The 26084-nt window shown below is 67.5% G+C and carries 18 protein-coding genes; 7 read left to right on the top strand and 11 right to left on the bottom strand.

Annotated elements, in window-relative coordinates; all coding sequences use genetic code 11:
- The first annotated feature begins 73 nt into the window (after positions 1–73).
- Positions 74–913 (top strand): Bax inhibitor-1/YccA family protein, encoded by an 840-nt coding sequence (locus ABD210_RS08630; protein ID WP_344110443.1) that lies wholly within the window; start codon positions 74–76, stop codon positions 911–913.
- A 144-nt stretch (positions 914–1057) separates the two neighbouring features.
- Here ABD210_RS08630 and ABD210_RS08625 read toward each other — a convergent pair whose 3' ends face one another.
- The gene (locus ABD210_RS08625; RefSeq protein WP_344110442.1) at positions 1058–1288 is read right to left on the bottom strand and encodes a DUF4287 domain-containing protein; all 231 of its coding nucleotides are present in this window, start codon (positions 1286–1288) and stop codon (positions 1058–1060) included.
- A 90-nt stretch (positions 1289–1378) separates the two neighbouring features.
- On the bottom strand, positions 1379–2419 hold the full coding sequence (locus ABD210_RS08620; protein ID WP_344110441.1) for an SGNH/GDSL hydrolase family protein: 1041 nt from the start codon (positions 2417–2419) through the stop codon (positions 1379–1381).
- 88 nt (positions 2420–2507) lie between these two features.
- Between ABD210_RS08620 and ABD210_RS08615 the strand changes: the two genes are divergently transcribed.
- Positions 2508–3893: a cystathionine beta-synthase gene (locus ABD210_RS08615; protein WP_344110440.1), complete on the top strand. Its 1386-nt coding sequence runs from the start codon at positions 2508–2510 to the stop codon at positions 3891–3893.
- A gap of 534 nt (positions 3894–4427) precedes the next feature.
- Here the strand turns inward: ABD210_RS08615 and ABD210_RS08610 are convergent.
- The 3 genes from ABD210_RS08610 to ABD210_RS08600 all read right to left on the bottom strand — a co-directional run bounded on the left by ABD210_RS08610 (position 4428) and on the right by ABD210_RS08600 (position 7894).
- Entirely contained in the window at positions 4428–5885 is a 1458-nt protein-coding gene (locus ABD210_RS08610) for a flavin-containing monooxygenase (protein ID WP_344110439.1), read from the bottom strand.
- Positions 5886–6069: 184 nt separating this feature from the next.
- Complete coding sequence (locus ABD210_RS08605; RefSeq protein ID WP_344110438.1) at positions 6070–7254, bottom strand: sensor histidine kinase; 1185 nt, start codon at positions 7252–7254, stop codon at positions 6070–6072.
- Positions 7226–7894, bottom strand: coding sequence for a response regulator transcription factor (locus ABD210_RS08600; protein ID WP_344110437.1), 669 nt, complete (start codon positions 7892–7894; stop codon positions 7226–7228). Before ABD210_RS08600 ends, ABD210_RS08605 begins: the two co-directional genes overlap by 29 nt.
- Before the next feature lie 307 nt (positions 7895–8201).
- On the opposite strand from ABD210_RS08600, the gene ABD210_RS08595 reads away from it, so the two are divergent.
- Complete coding sequence (locus ABD210_RS08595) at positions 8202–13751, top strand: peroxidase family protein (RefSeq protein WP_344110436.1); 5550 nt, start codon at positions 8202–8204, stop codon at positions 13749–13751.
- Positions 13752–13813: 62 nt separating this feature from the next.
- On the opposite strand, the gene ABD210_RS08590 is transcribed toward ABD210_RS08595, so the two are convergent.
- Positions 13814–15076, bottom strand: coding sequence for a lactate racemase domain-containing protein (locus ABD210_RS08590; RefSeq protein ID WP_344110435.1), 1263 nt, complete (start codon positions 15074–15076; stop codon positions 13814–13816).
- A gap of 198 nt (positions 15077–15274) precedes the next feature.
- On the opposite strand from ABD210_RS08590, the gene ABD210_RS08585 reads away from it, so the two are divergent.
- The 3 genes from ABD210_RS08585 (at position 15275) to ABD210_RS08575 (ending at position 19192) form a co-directional block, all read left to right on the top strand.
- A complete protein-coding gene (locus ABD210_RS08585) occupies positions 15275–16666 on the top strand; it encodes an FAD-binding oxidoreductase (protein ID WP_344110434.1) in 1392 nt (463 codons plus the stop codon).
- Between the two features lie 76 nt (positions 16667–16742).
- The gene (locus ABD210_RS08580; RefSeq protein ID WP_344110433.1) at positions 16743–18278 is read left to right on the top strand and encodes a phospholipase D family protein; all 1536 of its coding nucleotides are present in this window, start codon (positions 16743–16745) and stop codon (positions 18276–18278) included.
- A 50-nt stretch (positions 18279–18328) separates the two neighbouring features.
- Positions 18329–19192, top strand: coding sequence for an aminoglycoside phosphotransferase family protein (locus ABD210_RS08575; RefSeq protein ID WP_344112019.1), 864 nt, complete (start codon positions 18329–18331; stop codon positions 19190–19192).
- Positions 19193–19236: 44 nt separating this feature from the next.
- On the opposite strand, the gene ABD210_RS08570 is transcribed toward ABD210_RS08575, so the two are convergent.
- Complete coding sequence (locus tag ABD210_RS08570) at positions 19237–20004, bottom strand: GNAT family N-acetyltransferase (RefSeq protein WP_344110432.1); 768 nt, start codon at positions 20002–20004, stop codon at positions 19237–19239.
- A gap of 142 nt (positions 20005–20146) precedes the next feature.
- Between ABD210_RS08570 and ABD210_RS08565 the strand changes: the two genes are divergently transcribed.
- On the top strand, positions 20147–20587 hold the full coding sequence (locus tag ABD210_RS08565) for a GNAT family N-acetyltransferase (RefSeq protein ID WP_344110431.1): 441 nt from the start codon (positions 20147–20149) through the stop codon (positions 20585–20587).
- Between the two features lie 5 nt (positions 20588–20592).
- On the opposite strand, the gene ABD210_RS08560 is transcribed toward ABD210_RS08565, so the two are convergent.
- The 4 genes from ABD210_RS08560 to ABD210_RS08545 form a co-directional block, all read right to left on the bottom strand.
- A complete protein-coding gene (locus ABD210_RS08560; RefSeq protein WP_344110430.1) occupies positions 20593–21357 on the bottom strand; it encodes a maleate cis-trans isomerase family protein in 765 nt (254 codons plus the stop codon).
- A 75-nt stretch (positions 21358–21432) separates the two neighbouring features.
- The gene (locus tag ABD210_RS08555) at positions 21433–22548 is read right to left on the bottom strand and encodes a hypothetical protein (RefSeq protein ID WP_344110429.1); all 1116 of its coding nucleotides are present in this window, start codon (positions 22546–22548) and stop codon (positions 21433–21435) included.
- Positions 22549–22671: 123 nt separating this feature from the next.
- Complete coding sequence (locus ABD210_RS08550) at positions 22672–23628, bottom strand: helix-turn-helix transcriptional regulator (RefSeq protein ID WP_344110428.1); 957 nt, start codon at positions 23626–23628, stop codon at positions 22672–22674.
- A 176-nt stretch (positions 23629–23804) separates the two neighbouring features.
- A complete protein-coding gene (locus tag ABD210_RS08545; protein ID WP_344110427.1) occupies positions 23805–25460 on the bottom strand; it encodes a hypothetical protein in 1656 nt (551 codons plus the stop codon).
- Positions 25461–26084 lie beyond the last annotated feature (624 nt).

Here is a 26084-nt window from a genome sequence, read left to right as displayed (position 1 = left end):
GTTATTCAGAATAGGCCCGTACCATCGCGATACGGCCCACAGCGGGTCGTCAGTGGGTCATCAGGAGGATGACATGCAGAGCAGTAACCCGGTCCTGAACCGGTCGAGTGCATTTGCGCCTGGCCAAGGCCAGGCCTATCCCGGGGCCGCTCCGTACGGTCAGCCGGGTCCTTACGGTCAGCCCGGCCAGTACGGCGGGCCTGGTATGCCGCCGCAGCAGTACCAAGGCGCGCCTGCCGCCAGCCGCCCGATGACGTTGGACGACGTCATCGCGAAGACCGCCCTGACGCTGGGCGTGGTCGTCGTGGCCGCCGCCCTCGCATGGTGGCGGACGCCTGACACGCTGGTGACTCCGGTGTTCTTCGCCGGTCTGCTGGTGGCGTTCGTGCTGGGGATGGTGCTGTCGTTCTCGCGGCGGATCAACCCGGCGCTGGTGATGGTCTACGCGGCCGCCGAGGGTGTTTTCCTGGGCATCGGCAGCAAGTTCATCGCCAACTACGTCGGTGACCCCGGCATCGTCGTCCAGGCTGTTCTGGCCACGATGGTGACCGCGGGGTTGACGCTCGCGACGTACAAGTACTTCAACATCAAGGTGACGCCGAGATTCACCCGCATGGTCATCATCGGCACCATGGGGTTCGCGGGCGTCGTGGTGATCAACCTGATCGCCAGCCTGTTCGGCTTCAACACCGGCATCGGCGGCTTCGGGGCCATGGGCCTGCTGTTCGCCGCGATCGGCGCCGGACTGGCCGTGTTCAACCTGATCCTCGACTTCGACATGGTTGAGCAGGGGGTCCGGCACGGCGCCCCGCAGAACGAGGCCTGGCGGGCCGCGTTCGGCCTGACCGTCACGCTGGTCTGGCTGTACTGGAACCTGCTGCGGATCCTCGCGATCCTGCGTGGCGGTGACTGATCAGCGCCTGATGCGCTAGCAGCGAAGGGGCCGATCCCTCAGGTGGGGATCGGCCCCTTCGCTATGTCCCCAACGAACAGCGAAAGCCTGCCCCTCCACCTGAAAGGGCAGGCTTTCGTGAAAAGCAGACTCCTGTTCGGCTCGTCAGCCCATTCGCCTGTGCGCTCTGACCAGATCGTATTCATGCACGATGGCTGTGGCGTGCCCGTGAGCGAGGGCGTACTCGCTGGAAAGCCATCTCACCCTGTCGTCGAAACGCAGGAACGACGGTCCGTCGTTCATCAGCTTGAACCACTCGGTCATCTCGCGCCCGGTGCACTGGGGCACCTTCTCCACCAGACGTTGGTGCGTCTCCTCTGAGTGGTTCAGGCCCATCTTCGCCTCCCGTCAGCGGGGTATTGCGTCGTTATCGACTGTGCCTCAGGACTCGGCCACAGGCAAGAGCTTCATCATGAATGTCCTCGCTCAGCGGACGCTCTCCACCATGGGGGTTTCGCCGAGATCCCCTTCGTGGCCGTCGACGGCCACGCGGTCGACGGCGGGTTTCGGATGCCGGCGCCGGTGCCGCAGCTGGGCCCAAGGCCCGCGCGGTCCCTGTTCGTTGCCGGCCACCTTCGCTGCGGCGACCTCGGTGCCGGCCGTGCGGGCAGCCTGGACCGCCGCCTCGGCGATCGGCAGCACGGCCTCGCCGCGGAACGACTCGGGATGTACGAACGATTCCGGGCCGACACCCATGGCCGCCGCCACCGAAGGCAGCAACGCGGCAGCGGCAGCGGCGTACCCGGTCACTGAGGGGTGGAAGTTGTCCGGGCCCCACATGGACGGGTTGGTCCGGAAGGCCTCGCTGAGCAAGGAACCCATCGAGACCGTGCGGCCACCGGCCTCGACCACGGTGATCGTCTGGGCGGCGGCGAGCCGCTGGCTCCACGAGCGGGCGACCTGCCGCAGCGGCGGCATGATCGGCCGGACGACCCCGAGATCCGGACAGGTGCCAACCACGACCTCGCAGTTGGCGGCGCGCAACCGGCGGACGGCGACGTCGAGCAGCCGGACGGCCTCGGAGGGGGACACCTTCGACTTCACGTCGTTGACGCCGATCAGGATCACGGCCACGTGCGGACCGGCGAGCAGGGCGTTGTCGACCTGGCCGGCCAGGTCGATGGACTTGGCCCCCGTCCTCGACACGTCGACCAGCCGAACCGGGCGCTTGGCCAGCTCGGCGAGACCGGACGCCAGGAGGACGCCGGGAGTCTCGTCGGGGGAAGCGGTGCCGTAGCCGGCCGCGCTGGAGTCCCCGATCATCGCGAACGTGATCGGATGACCTGGGTAACGGCCGTACAGGCCGTCGCCCTTGGCCGGGTGAGCCTTCATCGGACCGATCACACGCCGGGCGTATTCCGCCTCCGCGGTCAGGACGCCGTACAGCGTGGCGCCGATCAGTCCGAGTCCCCCGCCACCGAAGGCTGCGGCCTGGGCCAGCTTCTTGGCGGCCCGGGCATTCATCATGAATCAAGGATTACACGCTGTGATGCCAACGCAAGCGAAATAGGGCCCGCGACACCCGCGCTCGCTGTTGTCCCATACAGTGAGATTCGTGCGCTACGTGAACTCACTCCTGGACCTGGTCGGCAACACTCCGCTGGTGCGGCTCTCGCAGACCACCGACGGTGCCAAACCGCTGGTGCTCGCGAAGGTCGAGTACTTCAACCCCGGGGGCTCGGTGAAGGACCGGATCGCGGTCCGGATGATCGAGGCCGCGGAGGCCTCCGGCGAGCTCAAGCCCGGCGGCACGATCGTCGAGCCCACCTCTGGCAACACCGGGGTCGGGTTGGCGATGGTGGCCCAGGCGAAGGGCTACAAGTGCGTCTTCGTCTGCCCGGACAAGGTCAGCGAGGACAAGCGCAACGTGCTCAAGGCGTACGGCGCCGAGGTGGTCGTCTGCCCGACGGCGGTCGCGCCGGAGCACCCGGACTCGTACTACAACGTCTCCGACCGGCTGGTCCGGGAGATCGACGGCGCCTGGAAGCCGAACCAGTACGCGAACCAGAACAACCCGCGCTCCCACTACGAGACGACCGGTCCGGAGCTCTGGGAGCAGACGGACGGCAAGATCACCCACTTCGTCGCGGGCGTCGGCACGGGCGGAACGATCAGCGGCACCGGGAAATACCTCAAGGAGGTGTCCGGTGGTCGCGTGCAGATCGTCGGCGCGGACCCCGAGGGGTCGGTGTACTCGGGCGGCACCGGGCGGCCGTATCTGGTCGAGGGCGTCGGCGAGGACTTCTGGCCGGAGACGTACGACAAGACCATCTGCGACCGGATCATCGAGGTCTCGGATGCGGACTCGTTCGCGCTGACCCGTCGGCTGGCTCGCGAGGAGGCGATGCTGGTCGGTGGATCCGCCGGGATGGCGGCCGCCGCGGCGATCCGACTGGCGCACGAGCTCTCAGCCGACCCGGCCGCTGAAGACCTGGTGATCGTCGTCCTGCTGCCCGATGGTGGTCGCGGTTATCTGACGAAGGTGTTCAACGACGACTGGCTTGCGCAGTACGGGTTCCTGGCGCACGCGCGGCAGGGGACGACGCTGGGCGAGGTGCTCGCCGGCAAGGACGGCAGCATGCCGCCGATGGTGCACACCCACCCGCACGAGACGATCGCCGAGGCGATCGAGATCCTGCGCGAGTACGGCGTCTCCCAGATGCCGGTGGTTCGCGCGGAGCCGCCGGTGATGGCGGCCGAGGTGGCCGGCGCGGTGTCGGAGCGGACGCTGATGGACGCCTTGTACTCCGGTAAGGCGCGGCTCGCGGACATGGTCGAGCAGCACATGGACCCGGCGCTTCCGTCACTCGGCGCGGGCGAACCCGTCACCAGGGCGGTCGAGCTGCTCGAGGCCGGTGACGCCCTGATGGTGCTCGACGACGGCAAGCCGGTCGGCGTGCTCACCCGTCAGGACCTGCTGGGCCACCTGTCGATCGGCTGAGGCTCAGCGATCCACCACGGCGGGCACGACGGCGATCAGGACCGTGACCAGGATTCCGAGCACGATGCCTGCTGTTCCGATGATCTGAAGGATTTCTTCCATACCTCAAGAGTCCTTCGGGAAACGCGGCCGCCCATCGGTCCCAGGGCCTGTCTTCGCGTCCTCCCGGAGTAGCAGGTCGTTGCCCGCAGCTCCTACTTCCGTTCCGCTGAGCAATCACCAGCGAACAACGACGTCCGAAGCACTGGCGAGAGGTGTCGCCAGTCCTTCGGACGTCGTAGTCCGAACGTCGGGTGCCGAGCGGCTCAGCGGTCGACGACGGACGGCACGATGGCGATCAGGGCGGTGACGAGAACACCGGCGACGATCGCGACCGCGCTGAGGATCTGGATCAGGGTCATGGATCCAGGGTCCCGCCGAACGGGCCGGATCTCATCGGCCTCAAGGCCCGTCTTGAGATCCTCCCTGGGTACTACGGGGCTGCCGCGGCGTACTACTCCAGTCGTCCCTTCGGAGGAGCTCGACCGCTTGCCGTCAGCTGACCACCACGAAGTCGGCGGGGTCGAGCCGGCGGGTGCGGCGCCAGTAGGACACGGTGAACTCCGGCCAGATGGTGGAGTTCCGGCCCTGGGCGTCGAGGTACCAGCTGTTGCAGCCCGACTGCCAGACGGTGTCGCCGAGTTGGTCCTGGACCTCGCTGACGAAGCGGTCCTGCGCCTCCTCCCGGACCTCGACGTACGAGCCGGTGCGCTGCCGGAGCAGGTCCAACGCCTGCATCACGTATCTGACCTGCGCCTCGATCATGAACACCATCGAGGAATGGCCGAGTGCGGTGTTCGGGCCGACCAGCAGGAAGAGGTTCGGGTAGCCCGCGACGGCGATGCCGAGGTGGGCGCCGATCCCGTCGCGCTTCCAGGCGTCGGCCAGGTCGACACCGTCGCGGCCGAGCAGGCCGATCCGGGTCAGGTTGCCGGAAATCTCGAAGCCGGTTCCGAGCACGATCGTGTCGCACTCGTGCTCGACCCCGTCCGCCGTGACCACGCCGGTCGGAGTGACGCGAGTGATGGGCGTGGTGACCAGGTCCACGTTGTCGCGGGCGAGTGCGGGGTAGTAGTCATTCGACTGCAGGAGCCGCTTGCAGCCGACCTGGTAGGCCGGGGTTAGCTTGGCCCGCAGTACCGGGTCCGTCACCTGCTTGCGGAGATGCCGCTTGGCCTGGATTTCAAGGCCCTTCATCAGCTTCGCGTTGCCGGTGAACCCGAGGCCGCGGGCTTCGAGCCCCCAGTAGATGAGGTTCCGGATCGCGCGTTGTCCCGCGGGGAAGCGCGCGTGCAGGGTGCGCTCGCGCGGGCCGATCGTCCGGTCGGGCTTGGGTGTGATCCACGGTGGCGTCCGCTGGAACACGTCGAGGTGGTCGACCTGCTCGGCGATCCGGGGCACGAACTGGATCGCGCTCGCACCTGTTCCGATCACGGCCACATGACGACCCGTGAGGTCCTGGTCGTGGTCCCACTGCGACGAGTGGAACGTCCTACCGGCGAACGAATCGAGGCCCGGGAGGTCGGGGAACTTGGGCTGGTGCAGATTGCCGACGCCTGCCACCAGGGCCCGCGCGTCGATGGTCTCGCTGCCGTTGACCAGGACGGTCCACCGGCCGGTCGCCTCGTCGAACGCCGCTTCCGTGACCTCCGCGCCGTACCGGATCTTGTCGGCGATCCCGTACTTCGCGGCGCAGTGCTCGAGGTAGGCCAGGATCTCGTCCCAGGGCGCGAACATCCTGGTCCAGTTCGGGTTCTGCTCGAACGAGAACGAGTACAGGTATGACGGTACGTCGCAGGCACAGCCGGGGTAGGTGTTGTCCCGCCAGGTGCCGCCGAGGCGGTCCGCCTTCTCGAGGATGACGAAGTCCTCGCACCCGGCCTGGCGGAGTTTGATGCCCATGCAGAGCCCGGCGAACCCGGACCCGATGATCGCGACCTCGGTCTGTGTCATGGCGAGCGATGTTACCCGCGGGTTACGCGCGTGTCAGCGGCTTCGGCCCGCTGACCGGTTGGACCACCGCGGGCGGACGCCGGGGGGTGGTCGCCCGCCCGCGGTGCCGTAACGCGCCGAGGTACTGGTGGTTGGACGCGCCGGAACTCTCACGCTGGCTGGCTGGCAGGGCGCGCGGCAAGGGTCATGACGAACTTGTCACCCGACTGTCAGCGTCTCGACGGGAGTGTGCGGGCAGCGGCACCGGAGCAGAGGTGGTTGCCGGCTTGCGGGGGAGGATCAACTCGAAAAGTGCTCCGCCGATGGTCGACCTGCCGGCCGTGATGTGGCCGTCGTGGGCGTTCGCGGCGGCCTGCGCCATCGGTAGTCCGAGACCACTTCCCATCGGGCCGGTGACCGGCCTGCGATGCCAGAAGCGCTGGAAGACATACGACAGGTCCTCCGCGGCGATTCCGGCACCGCTGTCGGCGACCGCGATGACAAAGCGGTCCTCGAGGCTCCAGCAGGACAGCAGGATCTGCTCCCCGGAGTCGGTGAAGTGAACGGCGTTCTCGATCAGGGCGTCCAGGGCGAGCTCCAGCCATTCTGGATCCGCGCTCACCAGGCCGGTCGGGTCGCAGTCGATCGCCCAGTCGCGGTCGGCGCTGCTGGCCCAGTTCCTCCCCACCTCGTCGACCAGAGCGGCCAGGTCCACCGGCACCCCGCGAACAGGTTCGCCCGAATCCAGCCGGGCCAGCGCGAGCAGCCGGTTGGACAGGGCCGACATCCGGTCCAGCTGGCGCAGTGCGATCTCGAGATCCTCCTCGTTCATCGGGTCGATGAGGACGTCCTCCAGCAGTTCGAGATGGCCGCGCGCGATCGTCACCGGCGTACGGATGGCGTGCGATGCGTCCCGGAAGAACTCCCGCTCGCGGTCCACGACCGCCCGCCGCTGGTCGGCCATCTTCTCGATCTCGCGAACAGCCGCGACCCGTCGGCGCGCGTGCCAGGCCATCACCAGGAACATCAACGGCATCAGCGGGACCTCTGCAAGCTCCGCGTCGTGGATGTAACCGTGCAGATGGTGGCGATACATGATCCAGCCGGGTGCGATGGTCATCGCCAGCGCCACGATCAAGGTCGCTCTGAGCGGCCAGACACGGAAGCCGTACACCAGGGTCAGGGCCACGAACATCACCATGTAGGGCGCGACCTCCTGACCTCGCCACACCTCCATCAACGTCAGCATGGCGACGATGAAGATGCCGAGCAGGACGTCGATCAGGTGGTACGGCCCCGGTCCGCGGCCTGCCGCGGTCGCCCATCGTTCGATCCGCTCCGCGTGTGGGGCGGACCGACGATTACGCGCTCTGAAGCTGATAGCCGACATTGCGCACCGTCTGGATGAGGTCCTTGCGCACCTTGGCCCGCAGCCGGCCGATGTAGACATCGACGACATTCGTGGCCGGCTCGAAGTCATACCCCCACACGGCCGAGAGCAGCTCGGTCCGGGAGCAGACTGCGTCCGCGTGGCGCATCAGGTGCAGCAGGAGCAGGAACTCACGCTGCGACAGGAGCACGTCACGGCCGTCGACCCGCAGCCGGCGCGCCCGCAGGTCGAGCACGATGGCCCCGACTCGCATCAGTTGGTCATTCTCCGGTTGGCGGTCGAGGCTGCGCAGCCTCGACCGGACCCGCGCCAGCAGTTCCCGGATGGCGAAGGGTTTCGCCAGGAAGTCGACGGCTCCGCGCTCGAGGCAGCTCACCCGCGCCTCCACGTCGGCAGCGGCCGAAAGAACCAGGACCCGCATCGCCGGATGGCTCACCAGCACTCCCGACAACACCGCGTGGCCGTCCACGCCTGGCATCAGCAGGTCCAGCACGATCAGGTCAGGGTCTTCGGTCATAGCCAGCCGGAGCCCCTCCGCGCCGTCCGTGGCCGTCAGGACCTGGTACCCCTCCGCTTCGAACGCGCGGCGGATGAACCGCACCAGATCCGGTTCGTCGTCAACAACGAGAATCCTTGTCATCACACCCCCCAGAGACAGGAACCACCCCCCGCCCCACAGTTTCTTGTTTTGCGTTTTGTCACCCCGGCGTCATTCTTGCTCGCCATACCGCAGGTGGGAAGGCCCCCGCAATTGAAATTGTGACAGTCCGTCGCCGCCGCGGCCTGACAGGCATGACGACCTCATAACAGAACTGTTAGGTGCCGCCGCGCCCCGTCATCCGGCCAGATGATTCTGGCGGGAACCGGAGGGTGCCGGTCTCCCGCAGGGCGTTCGCCGAGTCCCCGGCGGACGACGCAGATGCAGGGCTCCGAGGGGGGAGCGTTCTATGTCAATTTCTCGACTTCAGCATGCGCGGTTGGCCCGGATACGTCCGGTGACAGCCGTGGCGACGGCCTCAGCCGTCGTACTGGCCTTGATGATGCCGGCCATCGGCAGTCTCACCGCCGCCAGGGCGGCAGCGCCGCCCGGGCAGGGATTCACCCTCAACGCGGGCGACGTCAAGTTCATCCTCAAGCAGATCAAGATCGCCGAGAACCACGCCACGAAGGAAGGTCCGGCCGGCGAGCCCGTTGCCGGCGCGCCATTGCTCGGCACCGGCCCGAACCAGGTCGCCAATCCGCTGCTGCCGTTCGGTCTGCGCACCGTGGACGGCAGTTACAACAATCTCGTGCCCGAGCGGGAGAATTTCGGTGCCGCGCATCAGCTGTTCCCGCGGCTGACCACGCCGAATTTCGAAGACGCCGAGGACGGCAGCGGTTTCGGTCAACCTGGACAGACGAGCTACAAGCAGAAAGTCGGCGTGGTGGTGGACTCCGAGCCCCGCCAGATCAGCAACACCATCGTCGACCAGACCTCGACCAACCCCGCAGCCGTGCTGGCCGCGAAGAACCCGCACCGGACTTTCCTGGGCGAGCCCGTCGAGGTGTGCACGAGCCTCAACCCGAACCTGCCCGAAGGGTGCATTCCGCCGGGCAAGACGCTGCCGATCCCGAACATCACCACCGACGTGGGCCTGTCGCCGCCGTTCAACTCGTGGTTCACGCTGTTCGGCCAATTCTTCGACCATGGCGTGGACTTCACCGTGAAGGACGGCGGCGCGGTGATCGTGCCGCTGCGTGACGGCGACCCGCTGATCTTCGGTCCTGACGGGGTTTCGGGTGGCGGCGACGACCTGCCGGAGAACAAGCGCTTCATGGCGCTGACCCGGGCCAAGAACCAGCCCGGGCCGGACAACACGATGGGCACCGCCGACGACGTGCAGGAAGCGACCAACACGGACTCGCCGTGGGTCGACCAGAGCCAGACCTATACCTCGCACCCGGCGCATCAGGTGTTCCTTCGGGAGTACGTGGCCGGCGCGAACGGCCGTCCCGTTGCCAACGGCAAGATGTTACGCGGCACTGACGGCGGCATGGCTACCTGGAAGAAGACCAAGGACCAGGCCCGCACGCTGTTGGGTATCGAACTGAGGGACGCTGACGCGCTCGACATCCCGCTGCTGCTGACCGACCAGTACGGCCGGTTCCTGCGCGGTCCGGCTCGCGGTCTGCCGCAGGTCGTGATGGCCGACGGCAGCGCGGTCGAGGGCAACGTCGCGGCGCCGATCTCCACCGTCGAGGCGAAGCGCATCACGGTTGCCTTCCTCGACGACATCGCGCACACAGCGGTGCCCAAGCCCGGCTCCGTCGGAGACGCCAACACGGTCGTCAACCCGCCCGGCCCGCCGCCGGCGGCCGGCCAGTACGACAACGAACTGCTCGACGAGCACTTCATCGCCGGTGACGGCCGGGTCAACGAGAACATCGGTCTGACCGCGATCCACCAGGTCTTCCACTCCGAGCACAACCGGCTGACCGACTACATCCAGGGGCTCATCACCGCGGAGAACATCGACGTGGCCGAGTGGAAGCTCCCCGATGGTAGTTGGAACGGGGAGCGCATCTTCCAGGCGGCGCGATTCGTCACCGAGATGGAGTATCAGCACCTCGTGTTCGAGGAGTTCGCCCGGATGGTCCAGCCGGCGATCAACCCGTTCAACGTGTTCACCCAGTCCGACACCGCGATCAACCCGGCCATCATGGCGGAGTACGCGCATGCCGTTTACCGGTTCGGCCACTCGATGCTGACCGACACGATCTCGCGGACGAAGCCCGACGGGACCAACGACGACATACCGTTGCTCGACGGGTTCCTCAACCCGGTGTCCTTCACCAACAACCACACCCTCACCCCGGAGGTCGCGGCCGGCAACATCGCGATGGGCATGACCGATCAGGTCGGCAATGAGATCGACGAGTTCGTCACCGAGACCCTGCGCAACAACCTGCTCGGTCTACCGCTGGACCTGCCGACGATCAACATGGCCCGTGCCCGTGAGGCCGGGGTGGCGTCGCTGAACAACCTGCGCAAGCAGATCTACCAGGACACCCAGGACAGCTCGCTCAAGCCATACACGGACTGGGTGGACTTCGGTCAGGGCCTGAAGCATCACGACTCCGTGGTCAACTTCATGGCTGCCTACGGCAAGCACCCGAGCATCCTGGGTGTGCCGACCATTGCCGAGAAGCGAGCGGCGGCCCAGCTGCTGTTCGACAACGACCCGGCGCTGTACCCGGAAACCCCGACCGACGCATACGACTTCGTCAACAGCGCCGGCACCTGGGCGAGCGTGGATGGCAACTCCAAGACCGGCGTCGACGATATCGACCTGTGGGTCGGTGGTCTCGCCGAGTCGCAGAACCTGTTCGGCGGTCTGCTCGGATCGACGTTCAACTATGTGTTCGAGCGGCAGCTGACCGATCTCCAGGACGGCGACCGGCTGTACTACCTGTCCCGGACGTCCGGCCTGAATCTGCGGACGGCGCTCGAGGGCAACTCGTTCGCCGAGCTGATCATGCGCAACACGGACGCGCACAGTCTGAAGTCCGATGTCTTCAGCACGGCCGACTGCGAGTTCCAGCTGGCCAACCTGACGTTCAACGCCAACACCAACACCGTGAACAACGATCCGGCCTCGGAGTGCGACGAGTCCAAGGTGCTGCTCAGGATGGCCGACGGGACCATCCGGTACCGCCAGACCAACACCGTCGACCCGCCCGGGCTGAACGCCCAGAGCACCTTCAACGGCACGGCGAACAACGACCGGATGTGGGGTGGCGTCGACAACGACACCTTCTGGGGCAACGCCGGCGAAGACACCATCGAGGGGTCCGACGGGGCAGACCACGCCCTGGCCGGTGAGGGCGACGACGTCATCACCGACTCTGCCGGCGACGACATCCACAAGGGCGGTGACGGCAACGACGCCATCGACACCGGGCCGGGTCTCGACGTCCTGATGAGCGGTAACGGCAAGGACTTCCTGAACGGCGGGCTGAACGCCAACCAGACCTTCGCGGGCGAGGGCGACGACTTCGTCATCTCCGGCGGCGGCGCCGACACCGTCTTCGGCGGTGGTGGCGATGACTGGCAGGAAGGTGGCAACGGCAACGACCTGTTGCAGGGCGACAGCGGTGCGCCCTTCTTCGACGACCTCAACAAGCCTGGCGACGACATCCTGATCGGCGGCAGCAACGAGGACGACTACGACGCCGAGGGCGGCGACGACATCATGGTCGCCGGTGCGGGGATCGAGCGGAACCACGGTGCCCGTGGCTTCGACTGGACCACCCATGCCAGGGAACCAACCCCTGGTGACTCGGACCTGACGATTCACATCGCCGCAGGACCCGGCCAGCTGGCCGACCGGTTCCTGATGACCGAGGCGCTGTCCGGCTGGGACAAGAACGACATCCTCAGGGGTGACGACTGGACCCCGTTCGAGCAGGACGTCGAGCTGCACGCACCGTGGGGATCGAACGCGCTGACCAACGAGGGCATCGCGAAGATCGCCGGACTGGACCAGATCCTGGCCGGCAATACCGAGTGCCGCACCGATCCGCAACTGCCGGGTGACGAGGGCGAGGGCGGTCCGCCGGCTTCGGGCCCGCCGATCACGATCTGCGGCTTCGGCAAGGGCAACATCCTGCTCGGTGGTGGCGGCAGCGACCTGATCCAGGGGCGCGGCGCCGACGACGTGATCGACGGCGATGCCTGGGTCAACCACCGGCTGAGCGTCCGGACCGACCCGAACAACCCGGCGACCGAGACCCTGTCGGCGAACCAGATGTCCGAGCTCTCACCGGCGGTCTTCAACCGGACCATCAATCCGGGCAACATCGTGGCCGTCCGCGAGATCAAGACCAACGGGCCGGCCGGCATCGACACCGCCGTGTACTCCGGTGCACGGGCCGACTACGACATCGACATCAACGGAGCGAAGTTCACCATCACCCACGCCCGCAACATCCCGCCGTGCTGCGCGGACCAGACCGGCGTACTCAAGGGTGACGGCACCGACACGCTCCGCAACATCGAGCGGCTACAGTTCTCAGACCAGTTGGTCGAGGTGTCCAGCATCCCGACCAACACCCCGCCGACCGGCACCGTGACGCTGAGCAGCACGACGCCGATCGAGGACCAGCAACTGACCGCGACCCGGGCCTTCAACGACGCCGACGGCGTCAACGCGGCCACGATCGTGTTCACCTGGCAGGCCGAGCTGGCCGGGGTCTGGACCCCGGTCGGGACCGGCGCCACCTTCACCCCGTCCGACAACGTGGTCGGAGCACCGCTGCGCGTGGTCGCGACCTTCAACGACGGCGACGGGGTACTGGAAAGCGTCACCTCCGCGGCGACGGGCAATGTCGCCAACGTCAACGACGCACCGACAGGCGTGCCGGCCGTGCTCGACCTCACCCCGCAGGAAGGGATCGCGCTCAGTGCCACTACAGCGCTGATCGCCGACGCCGACGGGCTGCCCGCGACACTGAACGTGCGCTGGCAGGCCAGCACCACGCCGACGAGCACCACCTTCGCCAACATCGCCGGCGCGACCGACCCGACCTTCACCCCCACCCAGGCGCAGGTGAACCGCCGCCTTCGGGTAGTGGTGACCTACACCGACAGCCACGGCACGGCAGAGACCCTGACGTCCGCGGCGACCGGAGTGACCGGTGACCTGTTCATCGGCAACACCCTGCTGGGAGACAGTTGGACCGGCACGGCAGGTGACGACCGGGCCTTCGGCCGGGGCGGCAACGACACCCTGAACGGCTTGGGCGGCAACGACCAGTTGGCCGGTGAGGGCGGCAACGACACCATCGATGCCGGCACGGGCAACGACACGATCGAGTACACGGGTGCCGGCGGTGGCGCCGACAACGTGACCGGTGGTGCCGGAACCGACCGGGTCGTCGCGACGGCGGCGACCACGACGATCGGGCTCAACACGCTGGCCACGGTGGAGGAGATCTCCGCCGAGCCGGTGGCCGGCGGCGGACCGTTCGCCCAGGTGGTGGTCCGTGGTTCCGCAGCGGCGAACACGCTGAACTTCGGCGCTGTCACGCTGACGAGCATCGTCGACGTCGACGGTCTCGACGGCAACGACATCCTCACCGGCAGCAGTTCGCCGAACCTGATGTTCGGCGGGCCTGGCAACGACACCCTCAATGGAGGCGCCGGCAACGACCGGCTGTTCGGCGACCTCGGCAACGACACCATCACACCGGGGGCGGGCGACGACCTCCTCCGCTACCGGTCCGGGGCGTTCGGGGCCGACATCGTGATCGGGTTCGACTCCAACCCGACCGGTGGGCAGGACAAGATCGACCTGTCCCCCCGGGGCGTCACCGCAGGAAACTTCGCAGCGAATGTGTCGATCGCACAGGTCGGGGCCAATACACGGGTCACGATCGGCGGGTTCCTCAGCACCATCACCTTGAACGGGGTGCTCGCCACCACGGTCACCCAGGCGGACTTCGTCCTGGCACCGTGACCGAGTGAGCAAGTAGCAGGGCGGTGCAGGGTGCGACGGCACCCTGCACCGCCAATCGCGTTTCAGCCGGCAGTACTCCGGAGCCGGTGCAGGATCTCGCCGGCGTTGGGGATCACCAGCGTCTCGGGATCGTTCTCGTACTGCGTCAGGTCGAAGCTCGCGGGGTCCAGATAGCCGAGGTTGGCCCGGCGGACCACGGCCTCCGGGATGCCCGTGGCCAACGTGACGTCGACCCGGCATCGTTCCCCGTTCACCGGATCCCAGGTGCCGGCGCCTCGTAGGTGCGTGGAGTGCGCGAGGACACCCCAGTGCGCGTCGCGGATCTCGTCCCACTGACCGAGGAAGTAGTCGCGGCAGTGGTAACCGATCTGCTCGATCTCCGGGTGCATCGCGGCCAACTGGGTCACGTGCGGGGCGTAGAGGATCACCTCGCCGCCATCCGCGACGATCGGCTCGACCTTGTAGAAGCCCTTGGCGGCTGTCCAGATGTCCTGGTAGCGGGACGGCATCAGCGATACGACCCGGCGTACGGGGTGTTCCAGGTAGCGCACATGGGTCTCGGCGGATACCGCGGAGGCGGCTTGCCAGGAGGAGATGGTGTCGCCGAAAGCCACCGCGTGCAAGGCGTTCGTGCCGGACTGGGCCACAACCGACAGGGCTAGCTTCTCGGACGGGATCAGCGCGGCTGCTTCGTTGATGAGGGTGCGGACCGGGGTGTCGCCCGGTGTACCGATGATGCCGGCGCTGGTGATGAGGGCGCCCAGCCAGTGCGAGAGGTCGATGACCTCCTGGCCGGCAACACCCGGGAAGAAGTATTTGTTGCCGCCGGAGAAGCCGACCACCTCGTGTGGGAAGACCGGCCCGACGACGAGTGCGACCTCATGCTCGACGACAGCCCGGTTGAGCTTCACCTCGACTGACTCGTGCAACAGTCCGCCGGAGATCTCGCCGACCCGCTCGGCGCTGATCGTGCCGAGATCGACGAAGGTGTCGGGCTTCCACCACTCGTGGTTGAGCACCGTCACGCCTTCGTACGTGCCGCCGAGATGCGCGGCCAACTCGGCTTCCGTCAGCTCGGCATGGGTGCCGAGGGCAACCAATATGGTCAGCTTCGAGACCCGGCCGGTCAGGGCCTGGTGAACGGCGTCGAGCAGCAATGGCAGTGGACAGCTACGGGTCGCGTCGGGCACGATCACGCAAACGCTGCGGCCGTCGAGTGCCGCTCCCGCCAGGGCCTCGCCGACGAAGGCGGTGACCTCTTCCTCGCTGAGCACCTGGCCCGCTCCACCGAGCATCACAACAGGTCGGACATCAACACCGGTCATGCCTCGAACTTATCCGGACGGCGATTGCCGATGCTTGTTGAGGGCCGATCGGCGACTATCAGTTGTGGACCGGCGACTGCTTGTAGGCGGGGGATGCACGTCAGCGGACGGTGACTGATGAGGCGTTGACCGGGCGTGGGGGCAGGCGCAGCATCGGGCTTGTCCACTGGGGAACGGGCTATAGCTGAGGGGGTTCCCATGTCCGACACGATCTCTCGACCCGCCGGCGCTCACCGGGGGCGGCCGGACGGTTTCGGAGGGGAAGTACTGAGGCCGGGTGATCCGTCGTACGACGACGCCCGGACTGTGTTCAACGCGATGATCGACAAGCGACCGGCCATGATCGCGCAGTGCGAGTCGGCCGCGGATGTCGCGGCCGCTGTGCGGTACGGCGTTTCGGAAGGGTTGGAGATCGCGGTTCGGGGTGGCGGCCACAGCGTGGCGGGGTCGGGGGTGAGCGACGGTGGCATCGTCGTCGATCTGCGCAAAATGACGAGCGTTCAGATCGATCCGGAGGCCAGGCTGGCGCGGGTCGCCGGCGGTGCGACCTGGGCCGACGTCGACGGAGCCTGCCAGCCCTTCGGGTTGGCCACGACGGGCGGACGCGTCTCGACCACCGGGGTGGCCGGGCTGACGCTGGGCGGCGGCTCGGGCTGGCTGGAACGGAAGTTCGGCCTGGCCTGTGACGCCCTCGTGTCGGTCGAGCTGATCACGGCTGACGGCCAACTCGTCATTGCCGACGAGACCAAGAACACCGAGCTGTTCTGGGCGTCGCATGGTGGCGGCGGGAACTTCGGAGTGGCCACCTCCTTGACGTTCAAGCTACGGCCGCTGCCCGCGATGGCGATCGCGATGCTGTTCTGGCCGGCCGAGTCCGGGCCAGAAGTGATCCGCATCTACCGCGACATGATCGAGGCCGGTGCGCCTGAGGAACTGGGCGGCGGCGTGATCTACCTGACCGGGCCGCCGGAGGAGTTCGTTCCGCAGCGTCTGCAGGGACAGCGGCTGGTCGGGGCCGCCGCCTTGTACGCCGGCACCGAGGCGGAGATGCGGGAGGCCTTCGCGCCGATGCTCGCGCTGGCGCCGGAAGGTCAGATGAGCGCCGAAATGCCGTACGCCGCTGTGCAGTCGGCTCTCGACGATCCACCGGGATTCCGCAATTACTGGTCGGCTGAACACCTGAGCGCCCTACCCGATGAAGCGGTGAAGGCGTTCACCGACCGGGCCGCGGACATGCCGTATCCGTCGCCGTCGCAGCAGTTGGTCGTGCCCTGGGGAGGCGCGGTGGCCCGCGGCGTGGACAGGTGGCCGCTGCCGCACCGCAGCGCGGCTTGGGTGATCCACCCGTTCGGCTTGTGGGAGGACGCGGCGGATGATGCCCGCGGCATCGAGTGGGCCCGCAACGTGTGTACGGACCTGAAGCCCTGGGCAACCGGCGCCGTCTACCTGAACTTCATCGGCAACGAGGGACACGACCGGGTGGTCGCCGGGTTCGGCAAGGAGAACTACGACCGGCTGACCAGGGTCAAGACCGAGTTGGACCCAGGGAACGTGTTCCACCTGAACCAGAACATCCGGCCCGAGGACTAACCGGCTCGGGCGATCGCGATACAGCCTTCGAGGCGGGCACCTGTTCGAGTTGGTCCGGAACGGGTACACCATCGGGATGACCGACTGGTTCCTCACCCCTGATGAGCGGGGCAATCCCGCGACCGACATCGACCGCATCGGGCCGGGTGGGTCGTGGACCGAGGGGAATCTGGTCAAGCCGGTCATCCACGGGGCGACCTACTTCCGGCGGCTCTACGACGAGCTCTGCGTACTGCGGGCCGGTGACCGGGTCTTCTTCACGGACTGGCGCGGCGATGCCGATGAAGTCCTGTATCCCGATGGCCCCACCATCGGACAGGTGTTGTGCGACCTGGCCCGCTCGGGTGTCGAGGTCCGCGGTCTGCTCTGGCGGTCGCACTCGGACCACCTGAGCTTCAATGCGCAGGAGAACCAGAAGCTCGGGGCCGAACTGAACGAGGCCGGCGCGGAGGTGCTGCTGGACCAGCGCGTCCGACGGATGGCCTCGCACCACCAGAAGTTGTTCGTGATCCGGCACCAGGGCGAGCCGACCAAGGATGTCGCCTTCGTCGGCGGGATCGACCTGTGCCATCAACGTCGCGACGACGAGCGGCATCTCGGCGATCCACAGCAGGCGCCGATGGATCCCCGCTACGGCCCGCGCGCCCCCTGGCACGATGCCGCGGTGGAACTCCGCGGACCAGTGGTCGGCGATCTCCTGCGCTGCTTCGTCGAGCGGTGGGACGACGGGCACCCACTCGACCGCCGGACGCCGTACCGGATGTGGGTGCAGCGCCGGGCCAGGATGCCGCGGCATCCGAAGAAGCTGCCGGAGGCGTTCCCGGATCCACCCGAGGCCGGGCGGCACGCAGTACAGGTGTTGCGGACTTATGCGCACAAGCATCCGGGGTTCCCGTTCGCGCCGAAGGGGGAGTACAGCGTGGCGCGTGCGTATCAGAAGGCGTTCGCGCGGGCGCGGCGGCTGATCTACGTGGAGGATCAGTACTTTTGGTCCCGGACTGTTGCCGAGGGCCTCTGTCGTGCGCTGGAACGGTCGGCTGAACTGCGTCTGATCGCGGTGGTGCCGCGGTATCCGGACCAGGATGGGGCGATCAGCGGACCGCCCGCCCGGTATGGGCAACTGCAGGCGATGCGGATGCTGCAAGCGGCCGCGCCTGATCGGGTCGCGATCTTCGACCTGGAGAACTCCAACGGCGTGCCGATCTATGTGCACGCCAAGGTCTGCGTGGTCGACGACGAGTGGATCGCCTGCGGTTCGGACAACTTCAACAGGCGGTCGTGGACGAACGACAGCGAACTGACCTGCGCGGTCACTGGTGACCTGGCCCGGGAGTACCGGCTGCGGTTGTGGGCCGAACACCTCGGCACGGACACTGATGATCCCGATTTCCTCGACCCCGAGCTCGGGTTCGCGCGCTGGCAACGCACCGCGGCCGCGCTGGACGCCTGGCACGACGCCGGCGAATCCGGCCCACGCCCGCCCGGCCAGATCCGCCGACACGACCCCGACCCCGTCAGTCGCCTCCAGACCCTTTGGGCAGCGCCGCTCTATCGCCACCTGTACGACCCGGACGGCCGTCCCCGCAGCATGCGCCGCCGCAACGAGTTCTGAATTGGGTCGACAGGGTTGTCGGGGGTGGGATGGGATTGCCCGTTGTGAAGATGCATGCGGACGAGCAGGACATCGATGAGGAGCTTGTACGCCGGCTGGTGGCGGGGCAGTTCCCGGACTGGGGCGGGTTGTCGCTCAAGGAGATTCCGTCGAGCGGGACCGTCAACGCGATGTTCCGGCTCGGTGATTCGTTGACGGTGCGTCTTCCGCGCGTTCAGGGCGGGGTGGACGACGTCGTGAAGGAGTTCGAGTGGCTCCCTCGGTTGGCGCCGCTGCTGCCGGTGGCGATCCCCGCGCCGGTCGGCCTCGGGGTACCGGCTGAGGGGTATCCATGGCCGTGGGCGGTGCATCGCTGGATCGAGGGCGCTGTTCCGGTCGCTGGTTCGGCTGAGCTTGCGCGGGAGCTGGCGGGCTTCGTGGCAGCGTTTCGGAGGATCGAGTTGCCTGACGGGCCGCGTGCCTATCGCGGTGGTCTGCTTGCTCTGCAGGACGAAGGGACGCGCGCGGCGATCGAGCAGTTGGAGGGGTGGATCGATACTGACGTCGCAACCGCCGCTTGGGAATCCGCTCTGGCGGCAGCGCCTGCGGAGGTGGATCTGTGGGTGCACGCGGACCTGATGCCGTCGAATCTGCTGGTCGACGAAGGGCGCCTGGCTGCGGTCATCGACTTCGCCACGGCTGGTGTCGGCGACCCGGCTTGTGACCTCATCCCCGCGTGGAACTTGTTCGGTCCGGAGGATCGGGAGGTCTACCGGGACGCGGTGGGCGCGGATGAGGTCGCCTGGAATCGCGGCCGGGGTAGGGCCTTGTCGATGGCGCTGATCCAGCTTCCGTACTACCGCGAGACGAACAAGGGCATCGCCGCCAACGCGCAGTACGTCATCGATCAGGTGATCGCCGACTTCAAGGGCTGAGGTCAGCTGGGCTTTCGCGCGATGAGGCCGATGTCGTCGAGACCTCAGGTTGCTCCCTGGTAGCACTTCTCGATGCCGTAGGAGGTGAAGCCGGCTCGGCGGAGAACGGGGGCCGAGGTTTCGGCTCGGCCCTTCACCAAGGCGAGGGTGGCGCCCTGGCGGATTCCGTCAGCGCAGCGGGCTGCCAGGAGCGCGCGGTAGGCGCCGCGGCCGCGGGCCTCGGGGAGGACTCCGGCGCCCCACAACCGCAGTACGTCGTCGACCAGTGTGTAGCCGGCTGAGCCGACCGCCTCATCGTCGAGGTACGCGAGAAACCTGCGGACGCTCGGGGACCCGTTGGTCTCTGCCAGCATCTCCCTCTCGTCCTCGAGTTGCTGTCGAGTCGGAGGAGGCCAGCCGAAGACCTTGGAGTCGATCTGGCCGGCCAAATAGATGCTGTCGGCATCGTCCGCGGGGCGCACGATCACGTCGTCCGGCAGTTCCAGTGCTGCGGCCAGCTCGTCAGCGCTGCTCAGTTCGAGGGCCAGGACCTCGACCGTTTCGATCAGGTCGAACCCGAGCTGCTCGAGCACGTCAGCTGTATTGGCTGGTGCGGTACGGCCGTTCACCCACCACCGCACCGCGGAATGGCCGGCCTCACGAGCGCGCTGCCGCACCTCGGCGATGAGCTCCGGCAGCGGGCGGCTGGTTGTGGACCATTGCACGCTCGCGCGATGCGGATAGATCGTCAGCCGATAGTCGGCCTCCACATAGTCCTGCGCATCCGAAGGCATCCAGGCCCAGGTCGCCGCCTCGGCAACTCGCTGCTTCATACCGAGTGTCTACCGCACGCGGGGTTCTGCGGGGTGCCAGCGAGCTGGAACCCCGCGAACAAGGGACACGCGCGACTTCGTTCTGAAGCCCTCCATCGCCGTTGAATTTGACGGAAGGTGATCGCCGGGGTTTGCTGCGGCTGTGTCTGATCTTCGCATCGAGCAGGTGGACAGCGACGCTTCCCTCCTGGACTGGCAGCACGTCCACAACCTGCTCATCCCGACCGCCCCTCTGTCGCTGGACGACATCCGCGAACGCGCCCAGCGCAACGTGCTGGAGGTCGCCTACGTCGGCGACGTCCTCGTGGGGTGCTCGACGATCCGGCCGCCTTCGGACGAGACGCCTGCCGCGACGGTGATCGCTCGGATTCTTCCGGAGTATCGGCGTCGGGGTCACGGCAAGGTGCTTTATGAGCGTTGTCTGGTCCGCGCGCAGGGGTTCGAGGCGCCCGCGATCGAGACGATCATCCTGGCCTCGAACGTGGAGGGCCTGCGATTCGCCGAGGCCCGCGGCTTCGTTGAGCTCGAGACCTACTTGCTGCCGGGTGACACCATCCCCTTCGTGACACTTCGCCTGCAGTAGAGACCTCAGACGCCGAACAGGGCTCCGTAGCCGTCAGGTCGTGTCTGCGACTTGGCCGCGCGGAGCATGCCCCACAGGAGTGCCTGGTTGGCGGTGAGGACGGGCCGTCCCAGGTCCTCCTCGAGCGCGGCGATCACGCCGACCGTGCGGAACCCGTTGCCTCCGATGAAGACGGCCTCGGCTTCGTCCGGCGTATGAAGGAGAACCCAGTCATACACCTCGGGCGGGTTGATGCTCCGCTGATTGCTGGGCAACCCGCACGGCGCGTGAAAGACCACGTCGAGCTGTTGCGACCCGAAGTACTGGGCTCCCAGTCGGTTCAGTTCGGCGTTGAACCACGGCGGGTCGAACAATGCGACCCTGCCGGCGCCGAGTGCCCGGAAACCGGCGACCGCGGCCGCACAGGTCGCAACGACGGGAATGCCTGAAGTGCGCTGCTGCAGTCTGTCGACGAGCTCCCTCTCGCCATCGACTCTGGTGACGTAGGACGAGCTGGTGAACCCGACTCCGATCGCACCCACCGGCGCGGCGGCGAGCAGGGCCACGGCCTCGTCGATGTGCGGCGGCTCGACGAAGGCGTGCACAGGCGCCAGCGGAATGGTCGGGTCCATCGCCCCGCGAGCCGCCATGCCCCCGAACGGCACCCGGGCGGCGTGGATCCGAATGCCCTCCGGCGCCATCGCCTGGAGCTCCGACTCCGGTCCGACATCAGCGTGCGGGGTCAGCACCCCGAGCCGGAGACGAGCATCCCACCCATCCGGTTGCCACATTTCCCCTCCCGCCCGGCCGACGCCGGGATCCACCCATGACAGCACGGACGCCCTGCCTTCGACCAGCGGCCGAGCTCAGGCTGCCTCGTCCGCTGCGTCGTCGATTGCGTCCTGGCGGCGTTCGCGTTCACGGCGCCCGTACGCCGCGGCGCGGATCGCGTCGTCGGTCTCCAGACTCGAGCCCAGGGCTGCACCCGCGGTGGCTGCTGTGGAGACCAGCCAGGAGAGGAGAAAGTAGTTGCCGACACCAACTGGATGGCCGAAGGTCTGCTGCAGGAGCACCGGCCTGAGCACGAACGCCGCCAGCAGCAGGTTCAGCACGAGCAGGCCGAGGTAGCAGATGCCGACCCCGACAACCAGCGTGAGGACGGTGGAAGCGTTGTAGAACCAGGCCTTCTCGCGCTGGTCCGGAGTCGGCTCCTCGACTCGCTCCCACAGCTCGGCGTCGATGATCAACCAGGCCACCAGCAGCGCGATCGATCCCACCATCGCCACCAGCAGCCGCGGCGTACCGAGAGTGTCCGAGACCTGCCACATGGTGTTGTTCAAGGTCGAGACCGCGCTGGTTGCCAACGCCGCCGCCATCGCCTTGGCCAGGCCGGGAAGGAGCTTCCAAGGCCGGTTGGAGCGGACCATGCCGAGGAGCAGGCGGATGCGGCCGCGAGCCATCGTGCCGACCAGCCGTACGTCGATCAGCTCGTCGTCGACAGCGCTTGTCCGGAACGGCGCGGTCCACTTCCGCGCCAGCTTCGCCGCGCCGGCTTCGACCTCGCGCTGGCCGGCGTAGAGCGCGCGGATCAGGTCGAGCAGCGCGGCACGGGCACGGGTGCGCATCCGCAGGCCGCCGAGCGCCGGGAGTGAGATCACCGCGGCTCGCTGCGAGGCGCTGGCATCCGCCACGAGCGGGCGACCACCGGCGCGGATCGGCAGCTCCGTCAACCCGATCGCGATGTCCCAACCCTCGCGCCGCGCTCTCCTCGCGATCCGGCTGACCAGGGTCCCGCTGTCCTCGGTCTGCGCGCTGAAGGGACTGCTGTGGACCTCGAGGACCCACTCGAGTGAGCCGTCGACCTTGGCCGCCAGCAGCTCAGGCAACTCCTCGGCCAGCTCCTGAGCAAGGTCGGTCGGGGTGTCGGGGTCCGCCAGCAGACCGACCGTCACCCGCTTCCGCCGCTCACCGGCCGCTTGCATTCTCCGAGCCTATGCGCATTCCCAGCCAACCCGCGGCCCCACCCGCCTCGCGGGCAACACCACTCGAGGCATGGTGACAAGTTGCGCTTGGTTACGGTCGCGTGGTGACCACCGGTCGCTCGATCACGCAGTACTGGCGCTGGCGCGGGTGAGCCGCTCGCCGAGCTCCTGGAGGGCTTCGCGCAATTCCGCTGGCTCGAGCACCTCGAATTCCCACGGGATCCGCGCGGCGTAGTCGACCAGCGGGGCGAGGTCGTTCGCGGCAAAGCGCAGTACGGAAGATGTCGCGTCGACAACCTCCACAACGCCCTGGCCGGGCGGAATGACTCGAGTCACGGTGTCGGCATCGGCGCGGACCAGTACGCGAGCCTCGATCTCCCAAGGGGCGAGGCCCGTTCCCTCGGCGACGAGGGCGACCGGGTCCGGCGGGTCGTCGAAGCGGTAGCGGTGGCCCGTCAGTGTCGGCGCCGTGACACGGTCGATGCGGAACGTCCGCCAAGCTCCGCGATCGCGGTCCCGCGCGACGAGGTACCACCGTCTGCCGGTGTGAACGATCCGCAACGGCTCGACCGACCGCTCGCTTGCCCGGCCGGCGTGGTCGCGGTAGGTGAACCGGATGCCCTCGGTACGCCGGCAGCCGGCCGCGAGCGCGACCAGAACCTCACCGTCGATCGACGGCAGATCGCCCGGCGGCAACTGAACCGTGCTGCCGGCGACCGCGGTGACCTGCTCGCGGAGCCGGGTCGGCAGCACCTGGTGCAGCTTGGCCAGCGCTGCTATCGCCGCCTCCTCAATGCCCGAGATCGTCGTCGTGGTCGCGACCCGGAGCCCGACAGCGACGGCGACAGCCTCGTCGTCATCCAGCAAGAGCGGCGGCAAGCGGCCGCCGTGGCCGAGGCGATAACCGCCGCCTAACCCCGGGTCGGCCTCGACCGGATAGCCGAGCGACCGCAGCCTCGTCACGTCCCGGCGCACGGTTCTGGAGGTGACCTCCAGGCGGCTGGCGAGCTCGGCGCCGTCCCACTGCGGGCGAGCCTGCAGCAGCGACAGCAGGCGCAGTACGCGGGCGGCAGTGTCCATCGTCCTATTGTCGCCGGTACTGCGGACCGACCCTGTCCGCAGGAGCTCCACCAGCGATTTCACCCCGACCCGAAGATGGTCGCTCGGAAGCCGCGCCGAGTGCTGGGCCGTAGAGCCCGCCAGCGACAACCCCGAGCCGCGGACCGGGCGGGGTGCCCGGTCCGCAGTCGTTCAGCTCACTGACTCAGCTTGGTCAGCCTGGTGTACCAGTTCGCGAGTGCCGTGCGAGTGCCTCCGCAGCTTCCGAAGCTGGCAAAGTCCGCGTACTGGGCCAGGGTGCAGGTCTGGCCGATGTACTCCGACGCCATCCAGATCGTGTCGCCGTCGGACACAGCCGCGCCGTAGTCGCCCCAGCGGGTCCGCGGCGCGCCGTTGGTGAACGCGTTGTACCCGCTGAAACCGTCGTCCGGCCCGAGGCCCTTCGACGCGATGTGGATCGGGCCTACCGAACCGTTCTCGCTGATGCGCACATAGCCGGCGCTCGGGTAGTACTTCTCGCCCATGACGCTGAACGCGATCGCACCCTTGCCGTCTCGCGTGAAAGCGATGGCGGGCATGGTGAGGTTGTTGTCAGCCAGGGCGATGTACCCCTGCTTCTTCACCTTTCCCTCGATCTGCCCGGCGTCGTCGATCTTCGGGCGCACGGCGAACCAGGCGATACCTGCCTTGAGCTCACCCTTGACCTTGACCGCGGTACCGGAGGAGCCCCACAGGGTGCCGTTGACGTACCAGGTCTGCTGCATCCGAGAATCCAGCGAGTCGGGGCTGGACTCGACCTCGTTGTGGGCAGGCTCATTCACGAAGAAGGCCCGCCAACACCCGTCCCCGAACGGTGTCAGCAGCTTTGTGTCGTTGATGCACTGACCGAGCGGGATTGGACCGCGCTTCTGGGTCGCCTTCGGCGGGAACACGTAGGTCTGACTGTTCGTCAGGCGGCTTGTGATCCCCAGCGCGGGCGTGGCGGTATTCAGCGACTTGGTATTCGTGATCGCCCAGATGCCCAGCTTGTTTGCCGTGCGGGTGGGGTTGCCGGTCTCGCTGCCGTCGCCGGCGATGGTGCTGAGCAGGTACTCCGTGCCGTTCCGCTCCTTCGAGTACTCGCCCTTCGGTGAGTTGGCCGGCCAGACCGTGAAGCCAGGCGTACCAGCGACGGAGAGGTCCTCGACCAGGGTCACGTTGACACTCGACCCGTGGGCGGCAAGTTGCGCCTTGGAGAACGCGAAGATCTGCGCGGCGCTGTACTTCGGTCCGAACAGGTCGTACTCATTGGTCGAGATGTAGATTCCGTTGGCGTCCGCGCCGATGTGCGGGTAGTCCTGGAAGCAGGGACCCGGGTTCGTGCCATCAACGGTGCAGCCGTGGTTGGGCGTTCCCTCGGTCCCGTCGTTCTGGGCCGGCACGTGGTAGATGGTCCAGTTACCCAACGGGCTCCGGCCGTTGGACACGGCGACGTCGATCGTGTTCCGGCCGGTGAAGGCGCCGTCCGGCCGAACGTGCAGGGTCGTGATGGCCACGACGAAACGCCCGTGGTCGGGGTCGTACAGACAGACGGGGTCGATGACATTCGGCCCGATCACCCCGGTCGCGCGGTTGACCGCGGCGGGATAGCCGTAGAACGTGTTGATGTCCTGTACTCCGCTCAATGCCGCGCCGGTCCTGGCGCTCCGGACCCGGAGCACGCTGTTGACCGCCTCGACGACGTACCCATTGCCCACACACAGCGCCTGGTCGGGCGGCTCGAGGGAGAACTGGTTGCCGCCGTTGGCCAAGCGCTGATCGCGATGCGTCAGGCCATTCACGCTGACTGCCACATCGGGGTTCGACCGTGCCACGGCGCTGGACTGGACCTTCGGGGGCGGGAGTGGGCTGTCGGGGAACGGGCTGTCGTTGGACCCCGGACGCGCACGATTGGCCTCGGCACTGCCCTCTTCAGCCCTCCCATTCGGACGCAACTCGGGCTGCTGGAGCCCGTTGACTCCCGTGGGGCCGGACCGAATGCTCGTAGTACCTCCGCTGGGGATAGCGCGCGTGCCTGTGGCGGCCGCTGTCGCGCCCACAGACACAGTCGGGGTGGTCAGGCCGGCCGCGACAATGACTGACGCGATTGCCAGCCCCAACGCTCTGCGGCGGGTCAGTTGGGCGGTGAACTTCATGCGGTTGCCTCCATGCTGTCGCGTGTCGCTTCGTGACGACCGAACGTCAGCATGTCGGCACACGCGATGCAGTGGTCGGCCTACCGCACCCCGAGTTGCCCGTTCGCCAAGCCTCACCAGCCATTTGAGACCCGATCTGCGTCAGAGCGCAAGAAGTCAGGCCCTGGTATTCGGGCCAGGCAAGCTCCAGGCGATCAGGGGTGGGAGCTTTGAGACGCGACCGAGGTCGTCGGTGTGGTCGGAGGCAGTTCGCCTGATGCTATGGGCAACGGTGTGACCTCACCCACAGGGCAAGGGAAAAGT

This window comes from Kribbella alba, from assembly GCF_039529635.1.
Lineage (GTDB): Bacteria > Actinomycetota > Actinomycetes > Propionibacteriales > Kribbellaceae > Kribbella > Kribbella alba.
Note: the sequence above shows the minus strand (reverse complement) of the source record. Positions and strands in the feature narration are given on the sequence as shown.